This is a genomic window from Paenibacillus pabuli NBRC 13638 (assembly GCF_001514495.1).
In the GTDB taxonomy this organism is placed as follows: domain Bacteria; phylum Bacillota; class Bacilli; order Paenibacillales; family Paenibacillaceae; genus Paenibacillus; species Paenibacillus pabuli.
In genome coordinates this window covers 42,744-62,921 of record NZ_BCNM01000003.1, presented here as the reverse complement: position 1 = coordinate 62,921, position 20,178 = coordinate 42,744, and the positions used below count along the sequence as shown (strand labels likewise).

The 20,178-nt window shown below is 50.2% G+C and carries 18 protein-coding genes; 9 read left to right on the top strand and 9 right to left on the bottom strand.

From position 1 onward, the window contains the following. Positions 1-30: 30 nt before the first annotated feature. The 3 genes from PPA03S_RS05795 to PPA03S_RS05785 all read right to left on the bottom strand — a co-directional run bounded on the left by PPA03S_RS05795 (position 31) and on the right by PPA03S_RS05785 (position 4,128). Positions 31-1,863 carry an ABC transporter ATP-binding protein gene (locus PPA03S_RS05795; protein ID WP_167665985.1) on the bottom strand — a complete coding sequence of 611 codons (1,833 nt, stop codon included), beginning with the start codon at positions 1,861-1,863 and terminating at the stop codon, positions 31-33. Beyond that, a complete protein-coding gene (locus PPA03S_RS05790; protein WP_062320789.1) occupies positions 1,847-3,622 on the bottom strand; it encodes an ABC transporter ATP-binding protein in 1,776 nt (591 codons plus the stop codon). The genes PPA03S_RS05795 and PPA03S_RS05790 overlap by 17 nt, the downstream gene beginning before the upstream one ends. Positions 3,623-3,693: 71 nt before the next feature. Next, complete coding sequence (locus PPA03S_RS05785) at positions 3,694-4,128, bottom strand: MarR family winged helix-turn-helix transcriptional regulator (protein WP_062320787.1); 435 nt, start codon at positions 4,126-4,128, stop codon at positions 3,694-3,696. A gap of 221 nt (positions 4,129-4,349) precedes the next feature. Here PPA03S_RS05785 and PPA03S_RS05780 point away from each other — a divergent pair, with 221 nt between their 5' ends. Genes PPA03S_RS05780 through PPA03S_RS05765 form a run of 4 tightly spaced genes read left to right on the top strand, consistent with a single transcriptional unit; the run spans position 4,350 to position 7,191 of the window. Next, a complete protein-coding gene (locus tag PPA03S_RS05780; protein ID WP_082704016.1) occupies positions 4,350-5,285 on the top strand; it encodes an NUDIX hydrolase in 936 nt (311 codons plus the stop codon). Between the two features lie 18 nt (positions 5,286-5,303). Beyond that, entirely contained in the window at positions 5,304-5,801 is a 498-nt protein-coding gene (ybiA, locus tag PPA03S_RS05775) for a riboflavin biosynthesis intermediates N-glycosidase (protein WP_062320784.1), read from the top strand. Beyond that, on the top strand, positions 5,782-6,720 hold the full coding sequence (locus PPA03S_RS05770; RefSeq protein ID WP_082704015.1) for a TIGR02452 family protein: 939 nt from the start codon (positions 5,782-5,784) through the stop codon (positions 6,718-6,720). Before ybiA ends, PPA03S_RS05770 begins: the two co-directional genes overlap by 20 nt. 48 nt (positions 6,721-6,768) lie before the next feature. Further along, on the top strand, positions 6,769-7,191 hold the full coding sequence (locus PPA03S_RS05765) for a macro domain-containing protein (RefSeq protein WP_062320782.1): 423 nt from the start codon (positions 6,769-6,771) through the stop codon (positions 7,189-7,191). A 157-nt stretch (positions 7,192-7,348) separates the two neighbouring features. Here PPA03S_RS05765 and PPA03S_RS05760 read toward each other — a convergent pair whose 3' ends face one another. From PPA03S_RS05760 to PPA03S_RS05745, 4 genes are all read right to left on the bottom strand, one after another. Beyond that, positions 7,349-8,296, bottom strand: coding sequence for an iron-hydroxamate ABC transporter substrate-binding protein (locus PPA03S_RS05760; protein ID WP_062320779.1), 948 nt, complete (start codon positions 8,294-8,296; stop codon positions 7,349-7,351). Positions 8,297-8,384: 88 nt separating this feature from the next. Continuing rightward, the gene (locus PPA03S_RS05755) at positions 8,385-9,404 is read right to left on the bottom strand and encodes a FecCD family ABC transporter permease (RefSeq protein ID WP_062320778.1); all 1,020 of its coding nucleotides are present in this window, start codon (positions 9,402-9,404) and stop codon (positions 8,385-8,387) included. A gap of 2 nt (positions 9,405-9,406) precedes the next feature. After that, positions 9,407-10,378 carry a FecCD family ABC transporter permease gene (locus PPA03S_RS05750; RefSeq protein WP_062320776.1) on the bottom strand — a complete coding sequence of 324 codons (972 nt, stop codon included), beginning with the start codon at positions 10,376-10,378 and terminating at the stop codon, positions 9,407-9,409. A 217-nt stretch (positions 10,379-10,595) separates the two neighbouring features. After that, on the bottom strand, positions 10,596-12,299 hold the full coding sequence (locus PPA03S_RS05745) for a helix-turn-helix domain-containing protein (protein ID WP_062320774.1): 1,704 nt from the start codon (positions 12,297-12,299) through the stop codon (positions 10,596-10,598). Positions 12,300-12,567: 268 nt separating this feature from the next. Here PPA03S_RS05745 and PPA03S_RS05740 point away from each other — a divergent pair, with 268 nt between their 5' ends. Both PPA03S_RS05740 and PPA03S_RS05735 read left to right on the top strand, forming a co-directional pair. After that, complete coding sequence (locus PPA03S_RS05740; RefSeq protein ID WP_062320772.1) at positions 12,568-13,569, top strand: Gfo/Idh/MocA family protein; 1,002 nt, start codon at positions 12,568-12,570, stop codon at positions 13,567-13,569. Positions 13,570-13,590: 21 nt separating this feature from the next. Beyond that, the gene (locus tag PPA03S_RS05735) at positions 13,591-14,211 is read left to right on the top strand and encodes a pyroglutamyl-peptidase I (RefSeq protein WP_062320770.1); all 621 of its coding nucleotides are present in this window, start codon (positions 13,591-13,593) and stop codon (positions 14,209-14,211) included. Positions 14,212-14,511: 300 nt separating this feature from the next. Here PPA03S_RS05735 and PPA03S_RS05730 read toward each other — a convergent pair whose 3' ends face one another. Continuing rightward, a complete protein-coding gene (locus PPA03S_RS05730; RefSeq protein WP_062320768.1) occupies positions 14,512-15,354 on the bottom strand; it encodes a 1,4-dihydroxy-6-naphtoate synthase in 843 nt (280 codons plus the stop codon). Continuing rightward, positions 15,351-16,166: a futalosine hydrolase gene (locus PPA03S_RS05725; RefSeq protein ID WP_062321250.1), complete on the bottom strand. Its 816-nt coding sequence runs from the start codon at positions 16,164-16,166 to the stop codon at positions 15,351-15,353. The genes PPA03S_RS05730 and PPA03S_RS05725 overlap by 4 nt, the downstream gene beginning before the upstream one ends. A 631-nt stretch (positions 16,167-16,797) precedes the next feature. On the opposite strand from PPA03S_RS05725, the gene PPA03S_RS05720 reads away from it, so the two are divergent. Genes PPA03S_RS05720 through PPA03S_RS05710 form a run of 3 tightly spaced genes read left to right on the top strand, consistent with a single transcriptional unit; the run spans position 16,798 to position 20,084 of the window. Further along, on the top strand, positions 16,798-17,187 hold the full coding sequence (locus PPA03S_RS05720) for a GntR family transcriptional regulator (RefSeq protein WP_062320766.1): 390 nt from the start codon (positions 16,798-16,800) through the stop codon (positions 17,185-17,187). Next, positions 17,180-18,082 (top strand): ABC transporter ATP-binding protein, encoded by a 903-nt coding sequence (locus PPA03S_RS05715; RefSeq protein ID WP_062320764.1) that lies wholly within the window; start codon positions 17,180-17,182, stop codon positions 18,080-18,082. Before PPA03S_RS05720 ends, PPA03S_RS05715 begins: the two co-directional genes overlap by 8 nt. Next, on the top strand, positions 18,036-20,084 hold the full coding sequence (locus tag PPA03S_RS05710) for a hypothetical protein (protein WP_217998920.1): 2,049 nt from the start codon (positions 18,036-18,038) through the stop codon (positions 20,082-20,084). The genes PPA03S_RS05715 and PPA03S_RS05710 overlap by 47 nt, the downstream gene beginning before the upstream one ends. Positions 20,085-20,178: the final 94 nt, after the last annotated feature.

The window sequence follows — 20,178 nt, the reverse complement described above, 5'->3', positions numbered from 1 at the left end:
TGTGTCCTACTCCACAGAAAATGGACTCCCTCAGCTGAGTTGACCCTGCTGCAATTGGTAGTAAAAACCTTGCTGCTGCATTAACTCGTCATGGCTGCCTCGTTCAGCGATCCTGCCGTCATCAATGACGAGAATCTGATCGGCCTCACGGATCGTGCTTAGCCTGTGGGCGATGACAAAGCTGGTGCGATCCTTCATCAAGGTACGCATCGCTTCCTGAATCTGCATTTCGGTCCGCGTATCGATGCTGCTGGTCGCTTCATCCAGGATGAGAATGGCGGGATCAGCGAGAATGGCGCGGGCGATGGTTAGAAGTTGCCGCTGTCCCTGACTCAGATTGCTGCCACCGGAAATGATCGGAGTATCATATCCCTGCGATAATTTGCGAATGAAGGAGTGAGCATTGGCGAGCCGAGCTGCCTGCTGAACCTCTTCAATCGTTGCATCCGGTTTGCCGTAGGCAATATTGTCACGAATGGTTCCGGAGAACAGATAGGCATCCTGTAACACAATGCCAAGTTCGCGCCTTAGCTGGTCTTTCTCAAGTTCCGAGATGTCACAGCCATCAATGGTAATCCGTCCGCCCGTAATTTCGTAAAAACGGGGCAGCAGGTTGATAATGGTCGTTTTGCCCGCACCTGTTGGTCCGACAAGCGCAATCATCTCGCCTGGCTTGGCGGTGAAGCTGACCTTTTTCAGAATTTCTCTCTCGGCGGTATAGCCAAAAGATACATCCTCAAATACAACGTTACCCTGAATCTTCGCCAGCTGTTTCTTCTGTTCTTCCACGTATTCACTTGGTGTATCCATAATATGGAATACGCGCTCGGCACCTGCAATAGCGGCCTGAATCAGGTTGTATTGGTTCGCCAGGTCATTGATGGGCCGCTCAATCTGGCGGGAGTAAGCAAGGAAACTTACAATCAGCCCGATGGACGTCAGATCGTAATAAGCCATCCATCCACCTACAGCTGCCAGTATGGCAAAGCCAATATTGTTCATGACATTCATCGTTGGCCCAACCAGGCCCGATACGCTCTGAGCCTGGGTACTGGAAGTGCGAAGCTTCTCGTTCAGATTCTGAAAATGTTTTTGTGCCTGCCCCTGGCGGTTATAGGCGGCGACCACCTTTTGTCCGGCAATGGTTTCCTGAGCATAGCCATTAAGCTCGCCAAGCAACTTTTGCTGTGCCGTAAAATGTTTGCGTGTTCTCGAAGCGATCAGCCGAGTAGCGATCGTAATCAGGGGAACCGTCACCAGACTGAGCAGGGTCAGACGGACATCCAGTGCTAGCATAATCGACAGGGAGCCAACCAGCAAGATGGCGCTGGACATCAGTTGGGTTACACTTTGGTTCAGTGTCGTAGACACGTTATCGATATCATTGGTAGCCCGGCTCATCAGATCACCGCTCTGATTTTTGTCAAAAAAGCTAATCGGCAGCTGCTGCAGCCGTGAAAATAGAGCATGCCGCAAATCCTTCACAGTCAGTTGGGACACACCGATCATGACATAGGATTGAGCCCACATCATGAACGAGCCGAGGACGTATACGGTCAGCAATAACATGCAGTCTTTCAGCAGGCCATCCGTTATTTTGGGAACGATATGTTCATTAACCGCACGGCCGAGCAGATAAGGTCCTGCCAGATTAAGCAACGTTCCAAGAGCCGTCAGTACCAGAGCCGTGATAACCCCTTTGCGATGACGTCCCATATACGACCATACCCGGATAATGGCGTGCCGGGCGTTCTTGGCTCTTACTTTGGGGACCGGACCTCGGCCGGGTGGCCCAGGTCTTCCGATCGGCGGAACGACTGTCTGATGGATGGAGGAAGAAGCGTTTTTAGCCAAATTGAACATCCTCCTTCCGCTGCTGCGAATAATAGATGGATTGGTAATGTGACGAATGGGCCATTAGATGCTCATGTGTACCACTGGCCACAATCTCTCCTTCATCAAGCACGTAAATACAGTCTGCATCCTTGACAGAAGAGATCCGTTGAGCAATCAAGAACGTGGTGCTGTCTTTCATTAATGAATGCAGCGCCTTCTGAATGCTTGCTTCGGTACGCAGATCGACGGCACTGGTGCTATCGTCCAGAATCAGAACTTCCGGTTGCATCAGCAGGGCACGAGCGATAGAAATCCGCTGTTTCTGACCACCCGAGAGATTGACCCCGCGCTGGCCCAACTCCGTGTCATACCCATCTTTTAGATTCATAATAAAATCATCAGCCGCCGCCGCTTGAGCTGCGGCACGCAGTTCGGCTTCTGTTGCATCCGGTCTGCCGAAGCAGAGGTTATCCCGGATGCTGCCGCTGAACAGGATGGATTCCTGTAATACGATGGACACACGGCTGCGAAGGTCCTGGAGATCCCAGTGACGCACGTTCACGCCATTCACGAGTACTTCACCCTGTGAGGCATCATACAAGCGGGGGATCAGCTGTACCAGTGATGTTTTGCCAGATCCTGTAGAGCCAAGAAGGGCCACCTTTTCTCCCGGTCGAGCCGTCAGTGTAATTCCTGATAGCGTATGCTCCCCATCATAGCGGAAATATACATCCCTGAATTCCACCTGACCAGCTGTGCTGGAGGACCAATGAATCGGCAGATGTTTGGACACGTCCTGCGATGGCTGTTTTATCCCGGACACCTCACGGCCGGATTGAATATCAGGCTGGGTATGAAGCACCTCGTTGATCCGGGCAGCAGATACTTTGGCGCGGGAAAAGCTCATCATCATCATGCCGATGGAAGTGAGCGACGAGAGTACAACGGTTACGTAGTTGATAAAAGCAATCAAATCCCCGGCGGCAATATCGCCTCCCACCACCTGAAAGCCCCCAAACCACAGCACTGCTACAATAGTAGCATTCAGCATCAGGCTTAATACCGGTGCATTCAGCGATACGATGCGCCAGGCTTTCACTGCGGTATGGGTGTAGTCTCCATTGGCTTGCTGAAAACGCTTCTTCTCCTGACGTGCCCGTGCAAAAGCTTTGACGACACGAATGCCGGCAAGATTCTCCTGAAGCACCGCGTTCACCTTGTCGAGCTTGTTCTGAACGCTCGCGAACAGCGGATAGGAAGCGGATATCAGAATATATAAGATGATAAACAGAATCGGCACGGACAACATGAGAATGAGCGCCAGTTTGACACTGATCGTAAACGCCATAATAATACTGCCGATAATCAGCATCGGCGAACGGATAAACATGCGCAGAAGCATCTGTACAAAAGTCTGCATCTGGGTGATATCACTCGTCAGGCGGGTGATAAGCGAGCCCTCCTGAAAGGTATCCAGATTACGGAACGAGAACTTCTGGATATGATCAAACAATTCCTGACGCAGATCGGTGCCGTATCCAACGGCGGCTTTACTTGAAAACAGTGTGCATCCTGCACCGCCAACCCATCCGATTAACGCAAAAAGAAGCATAAACAAACCTGTAGTCACGATATGGGACAGGTTCCCTGCAAGCACACCATCATCTACAATGCTGGACATCAGCTTGGGCTGAAGCAGGTCCATGGCCACCTCTAGGACCATGAGCAGTGGAGCAAGCATGGCTGCTGATTTATATGGGGTTAGGAATCGTTTTAACGTCCACAATGGGGAAAATCACCTCATTCGTTATGTAATAATCATGTTGCAAGTGCAGATGCAGACCATGAAGAACCCCTTTAATATTCTCGGAGATTCTGGACCATGCGCTGGGCGAGGGCTGACATGAGCTGCGCTTCCTCGGGTGTAAAATCTTTCTGGGCTTGGCGATCAAGCTCCTGGAACACTTCTCTCAGTTCCTTAAGGGCAGCGCGTCCCTGATCGGTCAGGTAGACACGCAGACTGCGCAGATCCTTCGGGTCAGCTTCACGCCGTATAAACCCCGAGCTTTCCATACGTTTCAGCATTACCGTCACCGTTGCAGGGGCGCGGCGAAGCTGTTCGGCCAGCTGTTTCTGGGTCTGACCATCTTCCCGTTCGAGCTGGAACAGCAGCGGCGGTTGTCCGGGATATAACTCAGGGTGGTTGACAAGCTTCTCATGAACCTTGTATCGCTGTAGCTTGACGAGTTCGGATAACTGGCCCATTAAACGTTCATTTCGAACTGATTTCATAAGCGCTTCCATCCTTTTATTTAGTCGACTAACTAAATGATAAGTTTCATTTAACATATCGTCAAGAGATTTTTGACACCCAGAGGAAGCATGTGTGAGAAGGCCATAATGAATTTTCGCGAGAAGATGGGAAATATTGACGCAGGCTTGAACGATATGTTAGATTGTTATTATCTAATTGTTAATAACAAATTGTTAATAACAGAATGGAGCCTTTTGAAATGACACAAGCAGGTAATTCTGATCAAAATCCAAATCCATCAGATCATCAGAATCACGTCAAAATAAGTGAACAACAGTTTCTTGAAACCTATGATGCAGGCGATTTCGAGCGCCCTTCCGTAACGGTGGACATGTTGGTATTTACGATACGAAGCGAAGCGCAGGAGAACTATCGCAAGCTTGCGGAACCTGAACTTCAGTTGTTAATGATCCGTCGTGGCGGTCATCCCTATATGGGGCAGTGGGCTCTTCCGGGTGGGTTTGTCTCCATGCAGGAGTCGTTGGAAGATGCCGCTAGGCGGGAACTGTTCACCGAAACCGGACTGGATGATATTTATCTGGAGCAGCTGTATACGTGGGGAGATGTGCATCGTGATCCGCGTACTCGTGTAATCAGCTGTTCGTACATGGCGCTGGTTGACAGCAGTGAGCTGCAGCTCCAGGCTGGCGACGATGCCAGCGAAGCGGACTGGTTCCGGATGGAGCAGCGGCTTCTGGAGGAGAAACGCCATATCCATGAGCGTGGACGCGTGACGGAGCGCAGGGTGCAGTTGATTTTGACCAATGGAACAGAGGAATTGTCGGCTGTCATTGAGACGAAGGAGACGTTAGAAGGCAGAGTGCGAAGCAGCAATATCATGGTGAATGAGGTTCAAGGAATTGCTTTTGATCATGCGAAGATCATTCATTACGCGCTGGATCGTCTGCGGGCCAAGGTGGAGTATTCGGATATCGCTTTTAATCTGATGCCGGAGAAGTTCACACTAACTGCTCTCCAGAAAGTATACGAGACTATCAGTGGAAAAAAACTGCTGGCTGCCGCTTTCCGGCGCAAAATCGCCGATTGGGTCATCGAAACGGGGGAGTACACAGGGAATGCCGGACATCGCCCATCCCGTTTATACAGACTGAACCCAGAAAGATTGGCCCCATAAAGTTAGGAGGAAATATCGATGGAGAAGTTTACATTTTTCTGGCGTACAGCATCTCCATTCTCACAGTGGCACCCGGCGGATTTTACCGTGAGTGGCGTTCACTACACGAGTGCAGAGCAATACATGATGCACCAGAAAGCACTGCTGTTCGGCGATCAGATTATGGCAGACAAGATCCTGAAAGCAAGCTCCGCATCTGTACAAAAAAAGCTGGGCAGACAGGTCGCAGGATTCGACCAAACTGTATGGGAAGCGGAGTGCAAACGTATTGTCTATGAGGGCAACGAAGCCAAATTCACCCAAAACGAACAACTGCGGACCACGCTGCTCGCCACCCGCGGAACGACACTTGTGGAGGCAAGCCCCGATGACCGCATCTGGGGTGTTGGACTGGCGGAAGAAGACCCGCGCATTCGTAATAGAAGAACGTGGCGGGGAACCAACTGGCTGGGTGAGATCCTCACCCGCCTTAGAGAAAATATAGGAAGTGATGAAGATGAACGATCAACAATATAAGAACAATATTCAGAACAACAATCGCAGTAAAACAACAGGCTTCAATAGCACGAATCCACGTTCCAAACGATCCCGCATCGCGCATCAGACGCTGGCTATCCTGGAAGAAGGAGAATACGTGAACGGGTATGATCGCAGGGTTCAGATCGGTACGGAGTTACAGCGAGCGATCCGAGATTCGGTCTTATATCGTCCGACGGAACTTATCGCTCTTCGAGAAAAGCGAAGTAAAGAAATGGTTCAGCTGCAACCTTCCGCCGAAGCTTCAGCCGTTCGCATCGAGGTTACGGGTGAGACTACACTCGCAGCCGCTTCACGTCTTTCTGTGGATGAAGGAAGGGAAGATGTCGTTTGCCTGAACTTTGCATCAGCGAAAAATCCCGGTGGCGGCTTCCTGGGAGGCAGCCAGGCACAGGAGGAAAGCTTGGCCCGGGCTACGGGACTGTACCCATGTATCGCCCAAATGAACGAAATGTATGATTATAATCGCAAGCAGCGATCTTGTCTGTACTCGGATTATATGATCTATTCGCCTGCTGTTCCGGTGATCCGTGATGACGAGGATCGGCTGCTCGACAAATACTATCTGACGTCATTCATTACAGCGCCTGCTGTAAATGCGGGAGTGGTGAGAGAGCGGGGAGATGCCGATGATCAGCAGATTGAGTCCGTGATGAAAGGGCGTATTCGCTATATTCTGGACGTGGCTGCGCTGCATGGACATCGAACTATTGTACTAGGTGCATATGGCTGTGGAGTATTTAGAAATGATCCGGCGAACGTAGCGAAGTATTTCCATGATGTGTTGGTGGATGAGAACTTCAGGCATTCCTTTGAGCGAATCGTATTTGCCGTATTGGACCGGACAGCAGGACAGAAAACGCTCAAGGCGTTTGAGGATCATTTGACGGGAGAATGAATTGGAGAAGGGTGAAAAATAAAAGTTGTAAGGGGGAAGAGGATAAATATGGAGTTTCGCGAAATACAGCAGGATTTATTCGTCATGGATGATTCCTACACGCTTGCACACTGCATTTCCGCAGATGCCCGGATGGGTGCAGGAATTGCTGTACAGTTTCGGCAGCGATTTGGATTGGAGGTTCTCCAGGAGCAGGCGAAGCAGGAGCCGCTTGAGATCGGACAATGTTATCCGGTAGGGCGGACACTGAATTTGGTCACCAAAGCCAAGTTCTCGAACAAACCGACCTATCAGTCGTTTACCCGTGCCGTAGAATCCATGCGTGACATATGCGTTAGAGATGGCCTCAACCAACTGGCAATGCCGCAAATCGGCTGCGGGCTGGACAGGTTGAAGTGGGATAAGGTGAGGGTCATTATTCAGGATGCTTTTGCCGAAACGGATGTTGAGATCGTCGTTTGTACCTTGTGATTAGACCATGCCGACGGACTTTTATCTACAGGGATACCAATTTGGATACAAAAAACCTCTGCTTTGAGCGGATGGAGAGAGCTGTTTGCTGCTGACTCTGTTCCGATCTACAAGAGAGGTTTTTTGGTGTTTTTTATATGTTGTGCGTAAGGATCATTTATTTCTTAGAAAACATTTCTTTGGCTTCATCCATGGCCATTTTATTGCCGATGGATGAATAGTCCAGCCAAGGTTGAGCACCGATCGGGTAGACATGACCTGCTTTCACAGCTTTCAGTCCTTGCCAGATCGGATTGTTTTGCAGTTCTTTGAACATGTTCTGAGCTTCATCATCCGAGTTCACGACAACGAAGATTGCATCTGCATCAAAGTCCGGCAGTACTTCACGGGAAACAACTTGATACGGTTTGGACGAATCGAATTCCTCAATGCCTTTAGCTGGAGTTAACCCCAGGTCTTCATACAAAATCGGACCCATTGGACGGCGTGTACTGAATACACGCAATTCTTTGGCGGTAACACGGATAGCCATTACGGTGCCGTCACCGATGGTATCGTGAATCAGGGATTTCACTTCTTCCGTTTCAGTTGCATAATCCTGAATGTATTGCTCGGCTTCTTTCTCGCGGTTGACCAGTTTACCAATGTCCTTCAGGTGATCACGCCAAGTGCCATTATCCAGATTGAAGACGTGTACAGGGGCGATTTTCTCAAATTTGGCAATATCATCACCGGAGAATTCTTCGTCCAGGTAAATGACATCCGGTTTCAGGGCAAGCAAGGCTTCCATGTCCGGGTCCTTAACGGGACCGAGCGGCGTTGTATTTTGAAGACGGTCAGCCACATGGGAAAGGAAGGCTTTGGCTTCCCCGCCGATCACTGAACCAACCGGTGTAATGCCGAGAGATAGCAGGTCATTGGTCAGATGGATCGACATGGATGCGATGCGTTGTTCTCCGGAAGCGGCATTGGTGTCCTTTGCAGCGTTCGAAGTGTCCGTAGTAGAACCTTCCGAAGCGGAGGATGAATGATTGGCGTTCCCGCAGGCTGCGAGTACAAACACCAGACAGATGCTCATGAAGAGCAACAGGTTTTTCTTTAACATGGGTAATCTCAATCTCCTTGAACATCTCATGGATGTCGTTTTTGTTGGGTGTACCAGTGAAATTATTCGGATGGTTCCGATAAAGCCATTACTTGGTTCGTACCAGCAGGTATAGAAAGTAAGGTGCGCCTATCGCCGCGACCACGACGCCTGCCGGAATGGAATTGGGCTGAAAGATCGTTCGCCCGACTGTATCGGCGGAAACCAGGATCACCATGCCGATAAGTCCGGCGGCCGGGATCAGATGGCGATGCATCGGCCCAACCAGTCTGCGAGCCAGATGAGGAGCTGCCAGACCAATGAATCCGATCCCGCCGGCCATGGACACACTGACGGCAGATAACGCTACCGTGCACAATAGCAAAATAACACGTTGGGATCTGACAGGTGTACCAATACTGGTTGCGGCAGCATCCCCCAGATTGAAGGCATCCAGCGTTTTGGAGCGGCTCCATATGTACGAGATGCACAGCACAGTCCATGGAAGCAGCGCCTGGACATGCACCCAGTCTCTGCCCCAGACGCTGCCTGCCAGCCAGCGGGCGGCGAAGGAATAGGTATCTTCATCCAAACGCAGGGACAGGTAGAGCGTCAGGGCATGGAAGCCGGCTGCTACGGCAATGCCCACCAGAATGAGCTTAATAGGGGATACCCCGTTATTCCGATCATAAGATAGCAGCATGATAATCAACGCCGCGGCGACACTGCCTGCAAAAGCAAATAATGGAATCAGTAACGCAACCGAGCCATCCATGGAATGGGAGAAGCTTACAAATACCATCAAGCCAAAAGCCGCGCCTGCATGCAATCCAAGAATGCCCGGATCGGCCAAGGGATTGCGTGTAATGCCTTGCAGCGCAGCACCGGCTACGCCGAGCCCCGCTCCTGCCAGCACAGTAACCAGAATGCGTGGCAGCCGATAGTCGAACAATACAATCTGATCATCCGGTGTACCATAGCCAAGCAGGGTATGAAGCACGGCCATCGGTGACAGACGAATCGTTCCCGTGTTGAGGCTGATCACGATAACGGCACAGGCGATGCAGAGCAGTGTAACGCTGACCGCTATGGAACGTTTGCCTCGTGAGGTTGCATGGTGGTTGTTCATCGTTACAGCGCCCTCCTTTCTTTCCGGGCCAGATAGAGGAAGAAGGGTACACCGACAAAGGCGACCATAATGCCTACCGCCAGTTCCTGAGGCGGATTCACAATGCGTGATCCCAGATCGGCGAGCACCAGCAAGACGGCTCCGAGCAGGGAGGACATCGGAATGATGAGTCGATAATCCACCCCAACCCATTTGCGAGAAATATGTGGAATAACCAGTCCTACGAAGCCGATCGAGCCTACAGCAGACACGGACACCCCAGCCAGAACAACAACCACCGTCAGGGCAAGAAACCTCGTCCAGCGGAGGTTAATCCCGAGATTAATCGCTACTTCTTCTCCTAGAGACATGAGGGAGATAAGGCGGGCCAGAGGCAGAGTGAGCACGAGAGTAACCAGCAGAACCGGCAGAATCAGCTTCAGATGCCGCCATTCAATCCCTCCGAAACCACCCGCATACCAGAAGGCCAAGTCCTGGCTCAGGTCAAAATAGATGGCGACACCGGTGCTCAGCGAACTTAGCATTGCTGCAATAACAGCACCCGCAACGGTAAGTCTGATGGACGACAGACCTCCGGGTGCCGCCATACCCAGCAGGAAAATGAGGAGTGTGCCGAGTACAGCCCCTGCAAATGACAGGAACATGATCCAGCCATAAGGCAATCCCGGCCAGAAGGCAAAGCTGAGTGCTACAACAAAGGTCGCTCCTGCATTAATCCCCAGAATACCTGTATCGGCCAGCGGGTTGCGTGTGATTCCCTGCATGAGCGCTCCGGCCACCGCAAAGGCGGCGCCAATGACAGCAGCTGCCATGACACGCGGCAGCCGCAGCTCGTGAATAATCTGATGCGGTGTCAAAGCCGGGTTGTACTGAAATATGGCAGTCCATACCGTTTCCAATGTTAAGCCTTTTGCCCCCAGAGAAATGGCGACAAACATACTAAGCAGCAGCGCAGCAACGGCCGCCAAAAACATCAGGCTGACCTTCACTGCGGATTTTCGTGATTTGGACGGGTGTTGTGACAGTCCCGGATGTTGAATGAGGGTCACTCCTTTGTTACCAACAATACATTGCTGTTGTTATTGATTATCATTATCAATTAGTGAACATTATAAAATCTTAATTCAGGCCCGTACATGGCATAAATTAAGATTATAGAGATGGACATTTTATAGATTACAGAAATGCTGCTTAACTCGTCAACATGGAGAGCGCTTTATCGAGCTGGATGTTGATGGAATACGGAGCGTATACCACCCATGAATTCCAGTCTATGACATGCACACGTCCATTTTTTACAGCCGGATAGCTTTTCCACAACGGATCAGCAGTAATCTGCTGCAGCAGAGCGGCACGTTCATGCACGGACGTAACCGCAATCACAAGTACATCCGCTTCAAGCCCGTCCCATTCTCCAGGTGTGAAGGACATCCAGTTAAAACCGACACCCGCAGGTTTGCCTGCCAGTTCTTTCTGAATTCGATCAGGAGCAGCCAGCTGCAGGCTGCGATAAAATACATGGCCAAAATTGCGATTGCTGTACATGCGCGGTCCTTTTGCAGTTAAAGTACAGACAGCAACAGTGACCTGACCTGCTGTCTCCATAACCTTTTTGCGAGCCCGCTCTGTCTTGCGCTCATGCCGATCCAGCCACTCCTTTGCCGCTTGAGTACGATCCACAATAGAGGAGATTTTCTGCAAATGACCGAACATGTCTGTCTGATTCCAGGGGATGGTGATGATTGGAGCGACATCTCCGATATGTTCCATCGCTTTCGCCGCTGCATTGTCCTTGGTCAGAATTAAGTCGGGATTCACATCAAGGAAAGCCTGGCGCCCTTGTTCCCAGGGTTCATAGGCATGGAACGGCAGCGTCAACGATTTGGGAAGATGGGGCAGATGGCCCTGGATCTGAGCCGCACAAGGCGTAATGCCAAGAGTCATCAGATGATCGGTGTAAGGATAGGAGAGCGAGACGATATTTCGATGCACCTGTTTGGTATATGAAGTTGGAGCATAACCGGCATGGTTCCTGAACCGGCGGCTGAAATAGAATTCGTCCCGATAGCCTACCTGGCGGGCCACATCACGAATACGCAAATCTGAGGTCATGAGCAGTTCCTTGGCCCGATTCATTCGTACATGAGTGATATATTCGATTGGATTTTTCTGCATCCGGCTCTTGAACAGCTGTGAATAATACGACGGATGCATGCCGGCCAGTTCGGCCAGCTTCTCCAGCTTGATTTCGTTCATATAATTTTCCCGCATATACTGCAAGGTTGATCTCAGCCACTGTTCAGGCTCGTCCTGTCCTTCCGCATCCGAATGGACTTCCTGCGGCCACAGCATATGAAGCAGTTCGCTCAGGAGGAGCTGCGCTTTCAGGCTGGTCTGTGAAGCTTCGGTTGTTAATTGGGCGGCAATTCGCTGTATCCCATAGTAAGGGCCTTGTATCCACCCAGTTACAGGTGAACCGAGTTCTCGCTCATATATTCGTCGTTCTTCCGTTTTCTCAGCAACCCGAAACAGATCGAAATGAATGATATACAGTTCAATCTCATGGTCCGCATCTGAGAAGAGCGCAAGAGAAGTTCCCGGTGTAGACAAGAAGGCGGACTTGCGGGCGACAAGGGATTCGATACCGTTCGCTACCAGCTTACCCGTGAATTTGTGCATGTAGACAAAGGTATGATGAGAAAGCTCGGTCTGACTCCATTGCCAATGCGTATTCACGGTAACCAGCTCTGCCTGACGCAGTTCGAGCAGCGCATCGTTCAGAAAAGCATCCATTTTCGTTCGTGTCATGGATTCATCAGTACGTTTCGGCTGATCCGGTTGAGTCAACATGTGGGAGGTATTTCGGTTATTATGGGTGCCCGGATGGGTTAACATGGTGTGACCTCCTTCCGCCGTGATCTGCAATCATCTTAGCAAAAATACGGAATAATTGAAATGAGAGTGAATCTCAATTGGATCATTGAACGTAGTTCATTGAAATTAGAGCATGAAATTTAGTTCATTGAATATAAAGTCTTGAATGTGAAAGATGAAACCGGTCTGACGCAAGCGGTTCTTTTTGGTAAAATAAAGAAGACTTCGTGTTGGCCTAATCGAGATCGTGATCTTTTTAAAATATGTTGATATCAGGGGAGGCTTTACTATGACGAAAGTTGTTGGACGGGACAAGGTAAATTGGGGCATTATGGGCACGGGATGGATTGCATCCCAGTTCGCGCGAGATCTGCAGCATGCCGGAAATGCCGTAAAAGCAGTGGTGGGTTCACGAACAGCCGAAAGTGCAGAGAAGTTTGCAGCTGAACATGGTTTTGCACGCGCTTACGGTTCATATGAAGAGATGCTTCAGGACCCTGAAGTGGATATTATTTATGTGGCAACACCGCATCCGTTACATAAGGATAATGTGCTTGCCTGTCTGGAAGCGGGCAAAGCGGTACTCTGTGAGAAACCGTTTACGATGAATGCCCGTCAGCTGGAGCAACTGGTGGAGAAGGCGCGTGAGCGCAAGCTTTTTCTTATGGAAGGCATGTGGACACGCTTTCTGCCGCCGATTACTCAAGCCAGAGCATGGATTGCGGAAGGCAGAATCGGCGAGGTACGTCTGGTCAAAGCGGATTTTGGTTTCCGCGTAGGCTGGGAACCGGAAGGCAGGTTGCTTAACCCGGATCTGGGTGGGGGTGCTTTGCTGGATGCAGGGGTGTATCCAATCTCGTTCGCGTCCATGATTTTTGGCGAGCAGCCTCAGCATGTGTGGAGTACGGCGAACATTGGACAAACGGGTGTGGACGAACAATTCTCCGTACTGTTGTCTTATTCCGAAGGGCGTTCTGCATCACTGAATGGGGCCATTCGTCTTAACCTGAGTAACGAGGCGGTCATATACGGCACAGAGGGGTACATTCGTTTACCGTTATTCCTGGCAGGCAAAGAAGCCTATCTGCACGTGAACGGGCAGGACGAACCCGAGAAGTATACCGATGACCGGACATGTATCGGATATGCGTTTGAGGCGGAGGAAGCAGGGCGCTGCATTCTGGAAGGGCGTACCGAGAGCAGAACGATCCAACTGGACGAATCCCTGGAAATCATGAAGTTGATGGACACGATTCGTGGGCAGTGGGGCCTGCGGTACAAATTCGAGTAAATAGACAGGAGTGGAGAAGCGATGGTGAAAATGCTGATCTCCGGATTTGAACCTTTTGGCGGGGATACGGTGAATCCGACGGGAGAGCTGATGGAAGCACTTGCGCATGAAGTGATAGAGGGAGCGGAGCTGAAAACAGTGCTGCTGCCTGTGCACTTCGATGAATGCGCGGATCTGCTGATCGCAGAGATGGAATCCTATCAGCCGGATGTCGTCATCGCCTGTGGTCTGGCCAAAGGCAGGACGGCCATTACACCTGAACGGATTGCCGTCAATGTCAAGGACATTCCTCCTGGCTCCTATGCGGACAACCAGGGCCAGCATCCGGTGGACATGCTGATTGCCGAGGGCAGCCCGGACGGTCTGTTCTCCACATTGCCGATTCGTGCGATGGTGAATAACATGGGGACAGCAGGCATTCCGGCTGCGGTGTCCAATACGGCAGGCACGTATATTTGCAACAATACGATGTACCGGGTGCTGGATCATATTCGATTGAAACAGCTTCCGATTCGTGCCGGATTTGTACATTTCCCGGCTTCAACAGAGATGGCTGTGCTTCAGCCTTCCGTGCCATCCCTGCCCATTCCCATGATGCTGGATGCCCTGCGAGTTATGATTCGCACGGTAGTGGGGGAGTAATTGAATTTGGATCGTTGTAAGAAGAACGTTTGAGATTACATTGAATGGATGATTGGTTAAATCGGCTGAGTGGTTAGGTTTGATACGTGATGGTGGGATCAACATGCTGAGTGTTTGGATCAACATCTTGTGCAGGTTCGGGTTTGTGGTTGAAATAGATTGAAAAGGGCTGTCCTATTGTCATGAACATGACTTTATAGGACAGCCCTTTGTATGATCTAACGAACCAGAGTCACGCTAATGGGTGATATTTCACAGACACTGATATCTAACGAATCAAAGAAGCGTTATTTTGGCGAATTAGATCCGCAACAAATCCAGATTGAACTCAGGAACAAGTCCTTCTTTCATCGCTCGTCCAAGCAATGCTGTAATTGCACCGTAACCGTCATCGCCCAGATTGGCGCTGAACTCGTTAACGTACAATCCGATATGCTGTGCAGTGACATCAGGGTCCATCTCTTGGGCATGTTCCATGACGTATGCTTTGGACTCTTCCGGATGTGCCCAAGCGTATTCCACCGAGGCACGTGCCCAACCCGCAAGAGCGTGAGCATCCAGGTTGCGACGGGCAATGATTGCTCCTAGCGGAATTGGCAGGCCTGTGTCGCTTTCCCACCAGTTGCCGAGATCTGTCATAAGCTTGAGATCATAATTCTGGTACGTGAAGCGTGCTTCATGGATAACCAAGCCGGCATCGATCTTGCCGTCCCGGACAGCAGGCATAATCTGGTCGAATGGCATAACGACAATCTCGCCTACGCCGCCGGGAACATTTTGTGCTGCCCAGAGACGGAATAGCAGGTAGGCAGTCGAACGTTCGCTTGGAACAGCAACACGGCGTCCCGAGAGATAGGCCGGATCGGTTGTGCCGTTAGCGGTCAGAACCAGCGGGCCGCATCCTCTGCCAAGTGCGCCGCCCGCAGGCAAGAGCGCATAATCATTCAGCACATAAGGCAGTGCTGCATAGGATATTTTCATGACTTCAGGTGTATCTGGTCCATCCGGATTAGCCGCAAGGCCGTTGGTAATATCGATGTCCGCATACCGGACATCCAGCTCAGGTGCACCAGGAATCAATCCATGCACCCATGCATGAAAGATAAATGTATCGTTGGGACAAGGGGAAAATGCAATTTTCATGATGTAAGTACCTCCCGTAAAATGGAACTTGCAGTCTGGAGCGCATCCAAGGCGTCCTTGATGCGCCAGGCGTCGCGGTCGCGTGGACCGACCGCGTTGGATATGGCCCGCAGTTCGAGTGCAGGCACGCCGAACTGTTGGGCTGCGGTTGCCACGCCGAAGCCTTCCATGCCTTCGGCGGCGGCATCCGGCACGCGGCGCAGCAGCTCCGCGGCCGTCTCGGCAGTTCCGGTCGCCGTGGATACGGTGACCGCCGTGCCTCCGCTGACAGCGAGCCCTGCCCGCTGCAGCTCATGGCGCAGGCGCGCGGCAAGCTCCGTGTCCGCCGCCACACGGGACGAGCCGAAGCCGAGCTCGTCCACGCTGAGGAAGCCGTCTGGCGTCTGCGAGCCCAGATCGGCGGCAACCATGGCGTCGGCCACCACAAGGGAGCCGACGTCCGCCCGGCCGGGGAACCCGCCGCCGATGCCGGCACTGACCACCAGCGTGTACGCTGGGGTCAGTCCGGTTCCGGCCAGGGGCCCCGGCCTTGAGGATGCGGCAGATGCCTGTGCCGCATCGGGTTCGGTTGGCGCGGCGGAGCCTTGCGCCAGCGCATTTGCGCCAGCCGCTGCTGAGGCAAAGGCCAGCGCGGCAGCGGTTCCTGCTGCGGCCGAGGCGGGGCCAACGCCCGCAGCAATCACATCAAAGCCTGCAGCCTGGTCACCCAGGCCGCGCAGTACAGCCTCTTTTTCTGCATCAACGGCGGTTACAATTAATACATGCTGTGTCGGAGCTGCTGAAGCCGAGTTTGTTTCTAAGCTATTTGTCATACTTGAAGTTTCTGCGCGATGACGCTCTATAGAATCACTTCGTTTCTGTTCACTCATCCCGGATTCTCCCTTACAAGGTGTTAGTTTCAAAGCTACATGTGGATTTATGAACATCGATAGATGAACATGTTGTGCTGGCGCTGCTGCACTGTGTCGGCGGTCACCATTTAAAAACAAAAATATACAATATGTACGCTCATAACGTGCGGTGAGGACCCGTACATACAACAAGCGAAGCAAGGTAATGAACAAGCAGAACGTTCTTCTACATCATAACGGAAGCGGAAAGATCAGAACAAGTTTTGACCGTATATAACCTTGAAAAGACTTAATCAGCGTTAACAGCATGCTCGACCGAATCGATCTTATCCACCCGACCTGATGAAAGAAATGAAATTTGTTTATTTACAAAAGTAAACTGTTTTCACAGTCTATATGTCACTTTAATCATATATATAAACCTAACGCGAATCATACGAGAAGTCAAAGTTAATGGTTGACAATCTGTATTAACTGTACTAATAATAGTAATACAGTTGATACACCTTATTGTTGAATACATACACTTACACTTCATACAGTCATCGTTCATGAATAGGGTATTACAACTTTTATAGAGAGGAGGTGCGGGATGTTCGAATTGGATGTACGCAGCCGTAAGGCGATCTATGAGCAACTAGTGGACAAAATCAAAGAAATGATCGTGTACGGTGTTCTCCAACCCGATGAGCAGCTGCCTTCCGTTCGCACACTGTCCGGGCAGCTCACGGTTAATCCGAATACGATTCAGAAGGCGTACCGGGAACTTGAACGTGAAGGTTATATCTATTCATTGCAGGGAAAAGGGAGCTTCGTATCAACGTCCGTGGAACATCCGAATGCAGCCATGAGAGATGAGATCAGAGCCGCTCTGGTGAAGCTGATTGCGGAAGCTTCATATTCCGGTTTGAGCAAAGCCGATATGACGCTTTTATTTGAGGAAGCGATGGCCCGTATAGAGAAGGGGGAGCCGCATGATTGAGCTGAATCAGGTCATTAAGGCATTTGAACAGGAAAAAGCCGTTGATGGCGTAACGATGCAAGTACATAAGGGATCGATCTACGGTTTACTCGGTTCCAACGGGGCAGGCAAAACGTCGCTGCTCAAAATACTGGCAGGCATCTATCGTCAGGATAGCGGCACGGTTCGCATTGATGGACAAGAAATATATGAAAATATGGACCTCAAGGGACGCACCATTTTTATGGCGGATGCACCATACTTTTTCCCGCAATCGTCGATCCATCAGATGGCTGTCTTCTATCGTTCGGTATATCCGCGCTGGAATGAGGAACGATTCGTACAGCTCGGCAGTGTATTTAAACTGGACGTGAAACGTAAACTGCATCGCATGTCCAAAGGCATGCGTCGTCAGGCTGCCGTATGGCTTGGTCTTAGCTGTATGCCTGAAGTGCTGCTCATGGATGAGCCAATTGATGGGCTTGATCCGGTCATGCGGCAGCAGATCAAGAATCTTTTGTTCCAGGAAGCAGCGGAGCGTCAAGTCACGATTCTGATCTCGTCTCACAATTTGCGCGAGATCGAAGACCTGTGCGACCATGTTGCTATCATGCACAAAGGACGGATTATCGTAGAGAAAGACCTGGATGATCTGAAGGCGGATACCCATAAAATTCAGGTCGCTTTCCGTCATCCTGATCATGCCAAGGCCATGGACGAACAGGTGAATATTTTACATGAAGAGAAGCGGGGAAGTGTATCCCTGTTTATTGTGAAAGGCAATCGCGAGGCTGTGACGGAACGGTTCCGTGCATTTGATCCCTATCTGCTGGATGTGCTGCCGCTAACGCTGGAAGAAATATTTATCTATGAAATGGAGGATGCAGGATATGATATTCAACCGATTGTTCTGTAACCGGGGCATCCTGTTCCAAAATTTCAGACAGCATGGATGGATCGGCATCTTGTACCTGCTCACGTTGTTGTTTTCGCTACCGCTTTATATCGCAACCGAGTATCGGGAAGTGCCACAGAAGATTACGAGTTTGTTCCAGGCGAATGGAGAGGTACAAATTCTGTTTGCCATTACGTTCCCGGTGGCTGCAGGCATTTTTCTGTTCCGGTATGTGCAATCCGGTGCGCCTTCGGATCTGTTCCACAGTTTGCCGCTGCGCCGCAAGCATCTGTTAACCGTTAATTTGTTGACAGGATTTATGATGATCCTGCTTCCGATCTGGATAACGACTGCTATTACAGGCTGGGTTTGGGCCGTTTTGGATCAACCTGCATTTATATTCGGAGGTAGTTCAATCTGGATGTGGGGCCTCAGTATGAGTATTTACTCGCTGTTTATGTTCATGCTGACCGTGGTGGTAGGCATGTGCATTGGACAGTCCGTGTTGCAGGGACTCACCGTGTATGCGCTCCTACTGTTGCCTGTTGTTGTATGGTTCATTTTTTCCTTGCATCTTCAACATTACCTGCTAGGATATCCGTACGAAGATGTTGGGCGAAATGCAGTAAAAATATCTTTAGTTCTTCGCATGGGTTCGATTAGTGGAGCTCCTGTGATCGGCTGGGAACTCATTATTTATTCCATATTGGCATTGTTGTTCATTCTGTTGTCTTACGTATTCTATGCAAAGAGACAGGTGGAATCTGCTACCCAAGCGGTGACGTTTACGCTTGTTAAACCCTTATTCCGATTTGGTTTAATGTTTACGCTGGTTTTAATTGGCGGAGGCTACTTCACCATTATTGCTCCAAGAGGATCATCGGGGTGGGGGATCTTCGGATATATCCTCGGTGGGATTGTAGGTTACATTGTTGCCGAGATGATTATCCGCAAGACGTGGCTGATCTGGAGCAGCAAACTGCTGCCCAAGTTCGCTCTATATGGTATCGTGGCTGGATTGATTCTGTACGTACCTGTTGCCGATTGGAATGGGTATGCAGCACGAGTGCCTGAATTAAACAAGATTAACAGTATCAAGCTTGGCGGAGATCGTTACACTTATAGCAATGGTATCAATCAGAAGATGGATGATGGACCATTTTATTCGGATGATCCGGAATATATGGAAGCCGTTATCAATCTTCATCAGAAGATCGTGGATTCCGATCTGCCTTTGCTGGGTGACCCTATCAATCCAGGTCTGGTAAATGATGAGTATGTTTTTATGAACTACAAGTTGGATAATGGCAAGGTGATGAAACGCAAATATTACATTCCCGAACCTGAATTTCGTCAGGAATTGATGGCGCTGAAGCAGTCTCAGGCTTACAAAAAATTTGCATTTGATACGTATAAGCTGGATGAGGACGCGCTAAGTATTGGCATTCGCTCAACGGTTAGTTCATACCGAAAAGTATATATTAGCAATCCGAATCAAGTTCGTGAATTCAAGGAATTGCTGAAACAGGACATTATGGACCAGACCTATGAGGAACAACGTTCTCCGTGGCAGTCTTTTGCATACGCGGAAATGAATCAGGATTCCTCATCGAATGACCCTTTACAACCCAAGGAGATGTGGAATTTTGAGATCAAACCAAGCTATGACCGGGTACTGCACTGGCTCAAAGAGAACAAATTATACGAGCAACTGGAATTTTCAGTAGATGAGGTGGCTTCCGCACAATTTGTAAAGCAGGAGATCAACAGTCCCGGCAGTCCTCAGATGGTGTACCCTCAGTCAGATTATATCGACGGGAATCTAAGCGGCAACAAACAGATCGCTACCAAAAATAAAAAAATTATCAGCGAATTGCTTCAACGTCAACGGTCCGGTTATCAAACAGAGAGAGATACCATCTATCAGATCAAATTGAATGTCACCCGTGGGGAGAACGTCTACATGATCCTGAAAGAAGAAGACCTGACAGAAGAAATGAAAGCCATCCTGATCGAACAGTAAAATAGTCTTTAAGCGGGAAGGGTTCTCCCGTTAAAAACAGGCTGATTGCAATTCTGACTTGACCAGATCCAGTATATGGAATATATTAGAAAAA

Bases quoted from the DNA above. Each gene is read 5' to 3' on its own strand.
- PPA03S_RS05795 (WP_167665985.1), bottom strand. From the start codon at position 1,863: ATGTTCAATTTGGCTAAAAACGCTTCTTCCTCCATCCATCAGACAGTC.
- PPA03S_RS05785 (WP_062320787.1), bottom strand. From the start codon at position 4,128: ATGAAATCAGTTCGAAATGAACGTTTAATGGGCCAGTTATCCGAACTC.
- PPA03S_RS05780 (WP_082704016.1), top strand. From the start codon at position 4,350: ATGACACAAGCAGGTAATTCTGATCAAAATCCAAATCCATCAGATCAT.
- ybiA (WP_062320784.1), top strand. From the start codon at position 5,304: ATGGAGAAGTTTACATTTTTCTGGCGTACAGCATCTCCATTCTCACAG.
- PPA03S_RS05770 (WP_082704015.1), top strand. From the start codon at position 5,782: ATGAACGATCAACAATATAAGAACAATATTCAGAACAACAATCGCAGT.
- PPA03S_RS05765 (WP_062320782.1), top strand. From the start codon at position 6,769: ATGGAGTTTCGCGAAATACAGCAGGATTTATTCGTCATGGATGATTCC.
- PPA03S_RS05760 (WP_062320779.1), bottom strand. From the start codon at position 8,296: ATGTTAAAGAAAAACCTGTTGCTCTTCATGAGCATCTGTCTGGTGTTT.
- PPA03S_RS05755 (WP_062320778.1), bottom strand. From the start codon at position 9,404: ATGAACAACCACCATGCAACCTCACGAGGCAAACGTTCCATAGCGGTC.
- PPA03S_RS05750 (WP_062320776.1), bottom strand. From the start codon at position 10,378: ATGTTTTTGGCGGCCGTTGCTGCGCTGCTGCTTAGTATGTTTGTCGCC.
- PPA03S_RS05745 (WP_062320774.1), bottom strand. From the start codon at position 12,299: ATGTTAACCCATCCGGGCACCCATAATAACCGAAATACCTCCCACATG.
- PPA03S_RS05740 (WP_062320772.1), top strand. From the start codon at position 12,568: ATGACGAAAGTTGTTGGACGGGACAAGGTAAATTGGGGCATTATGGGC.
- PPA03S_RS05735 (WP_062320770.1), top strand. From the start codon at position 13,591: ATGGTGAAAATGCTGATCTCCGGATTTGAACCTTTTGGCGGGGATACG.
- PPA03S_RS05730 (WP_062320768.1), bottom strand. From the start codon at position 15,354: ATGAAAATTGCATTTTCCCCTTGTCCCAACGATACATTTATCTTTCAT.
- PPA03S_RS05725 (WP_062321250.1), bottom strand. From the start codon at position 16,166: ATGACAAATAGCTTAGAAACAAACTCGGCTTCAGCAGCTCCGACACAG.
- PPA03S_RS05720 (WP_062320766.1), top strand. From the start codon at position 16,798: ATGTTCGAATTGGATGTACGCAGCCGTAAGGCGATCTATGAGCAACTA.
- PPA03S_RS05715 (WP_062320764.1), top strand. From the start codon at position 17,180: ATGATTGAGCTGAATCAGGTCATTAAGGCATTTGAACAGGAAAAAGCC.
- PPA03S_RS05710 (WP_217998920.1), top strand. From the start codon at position 18,036: ATGAAATGGAGGATGCAGGATATGATATTCAACCGATTGTTCTGTAAC.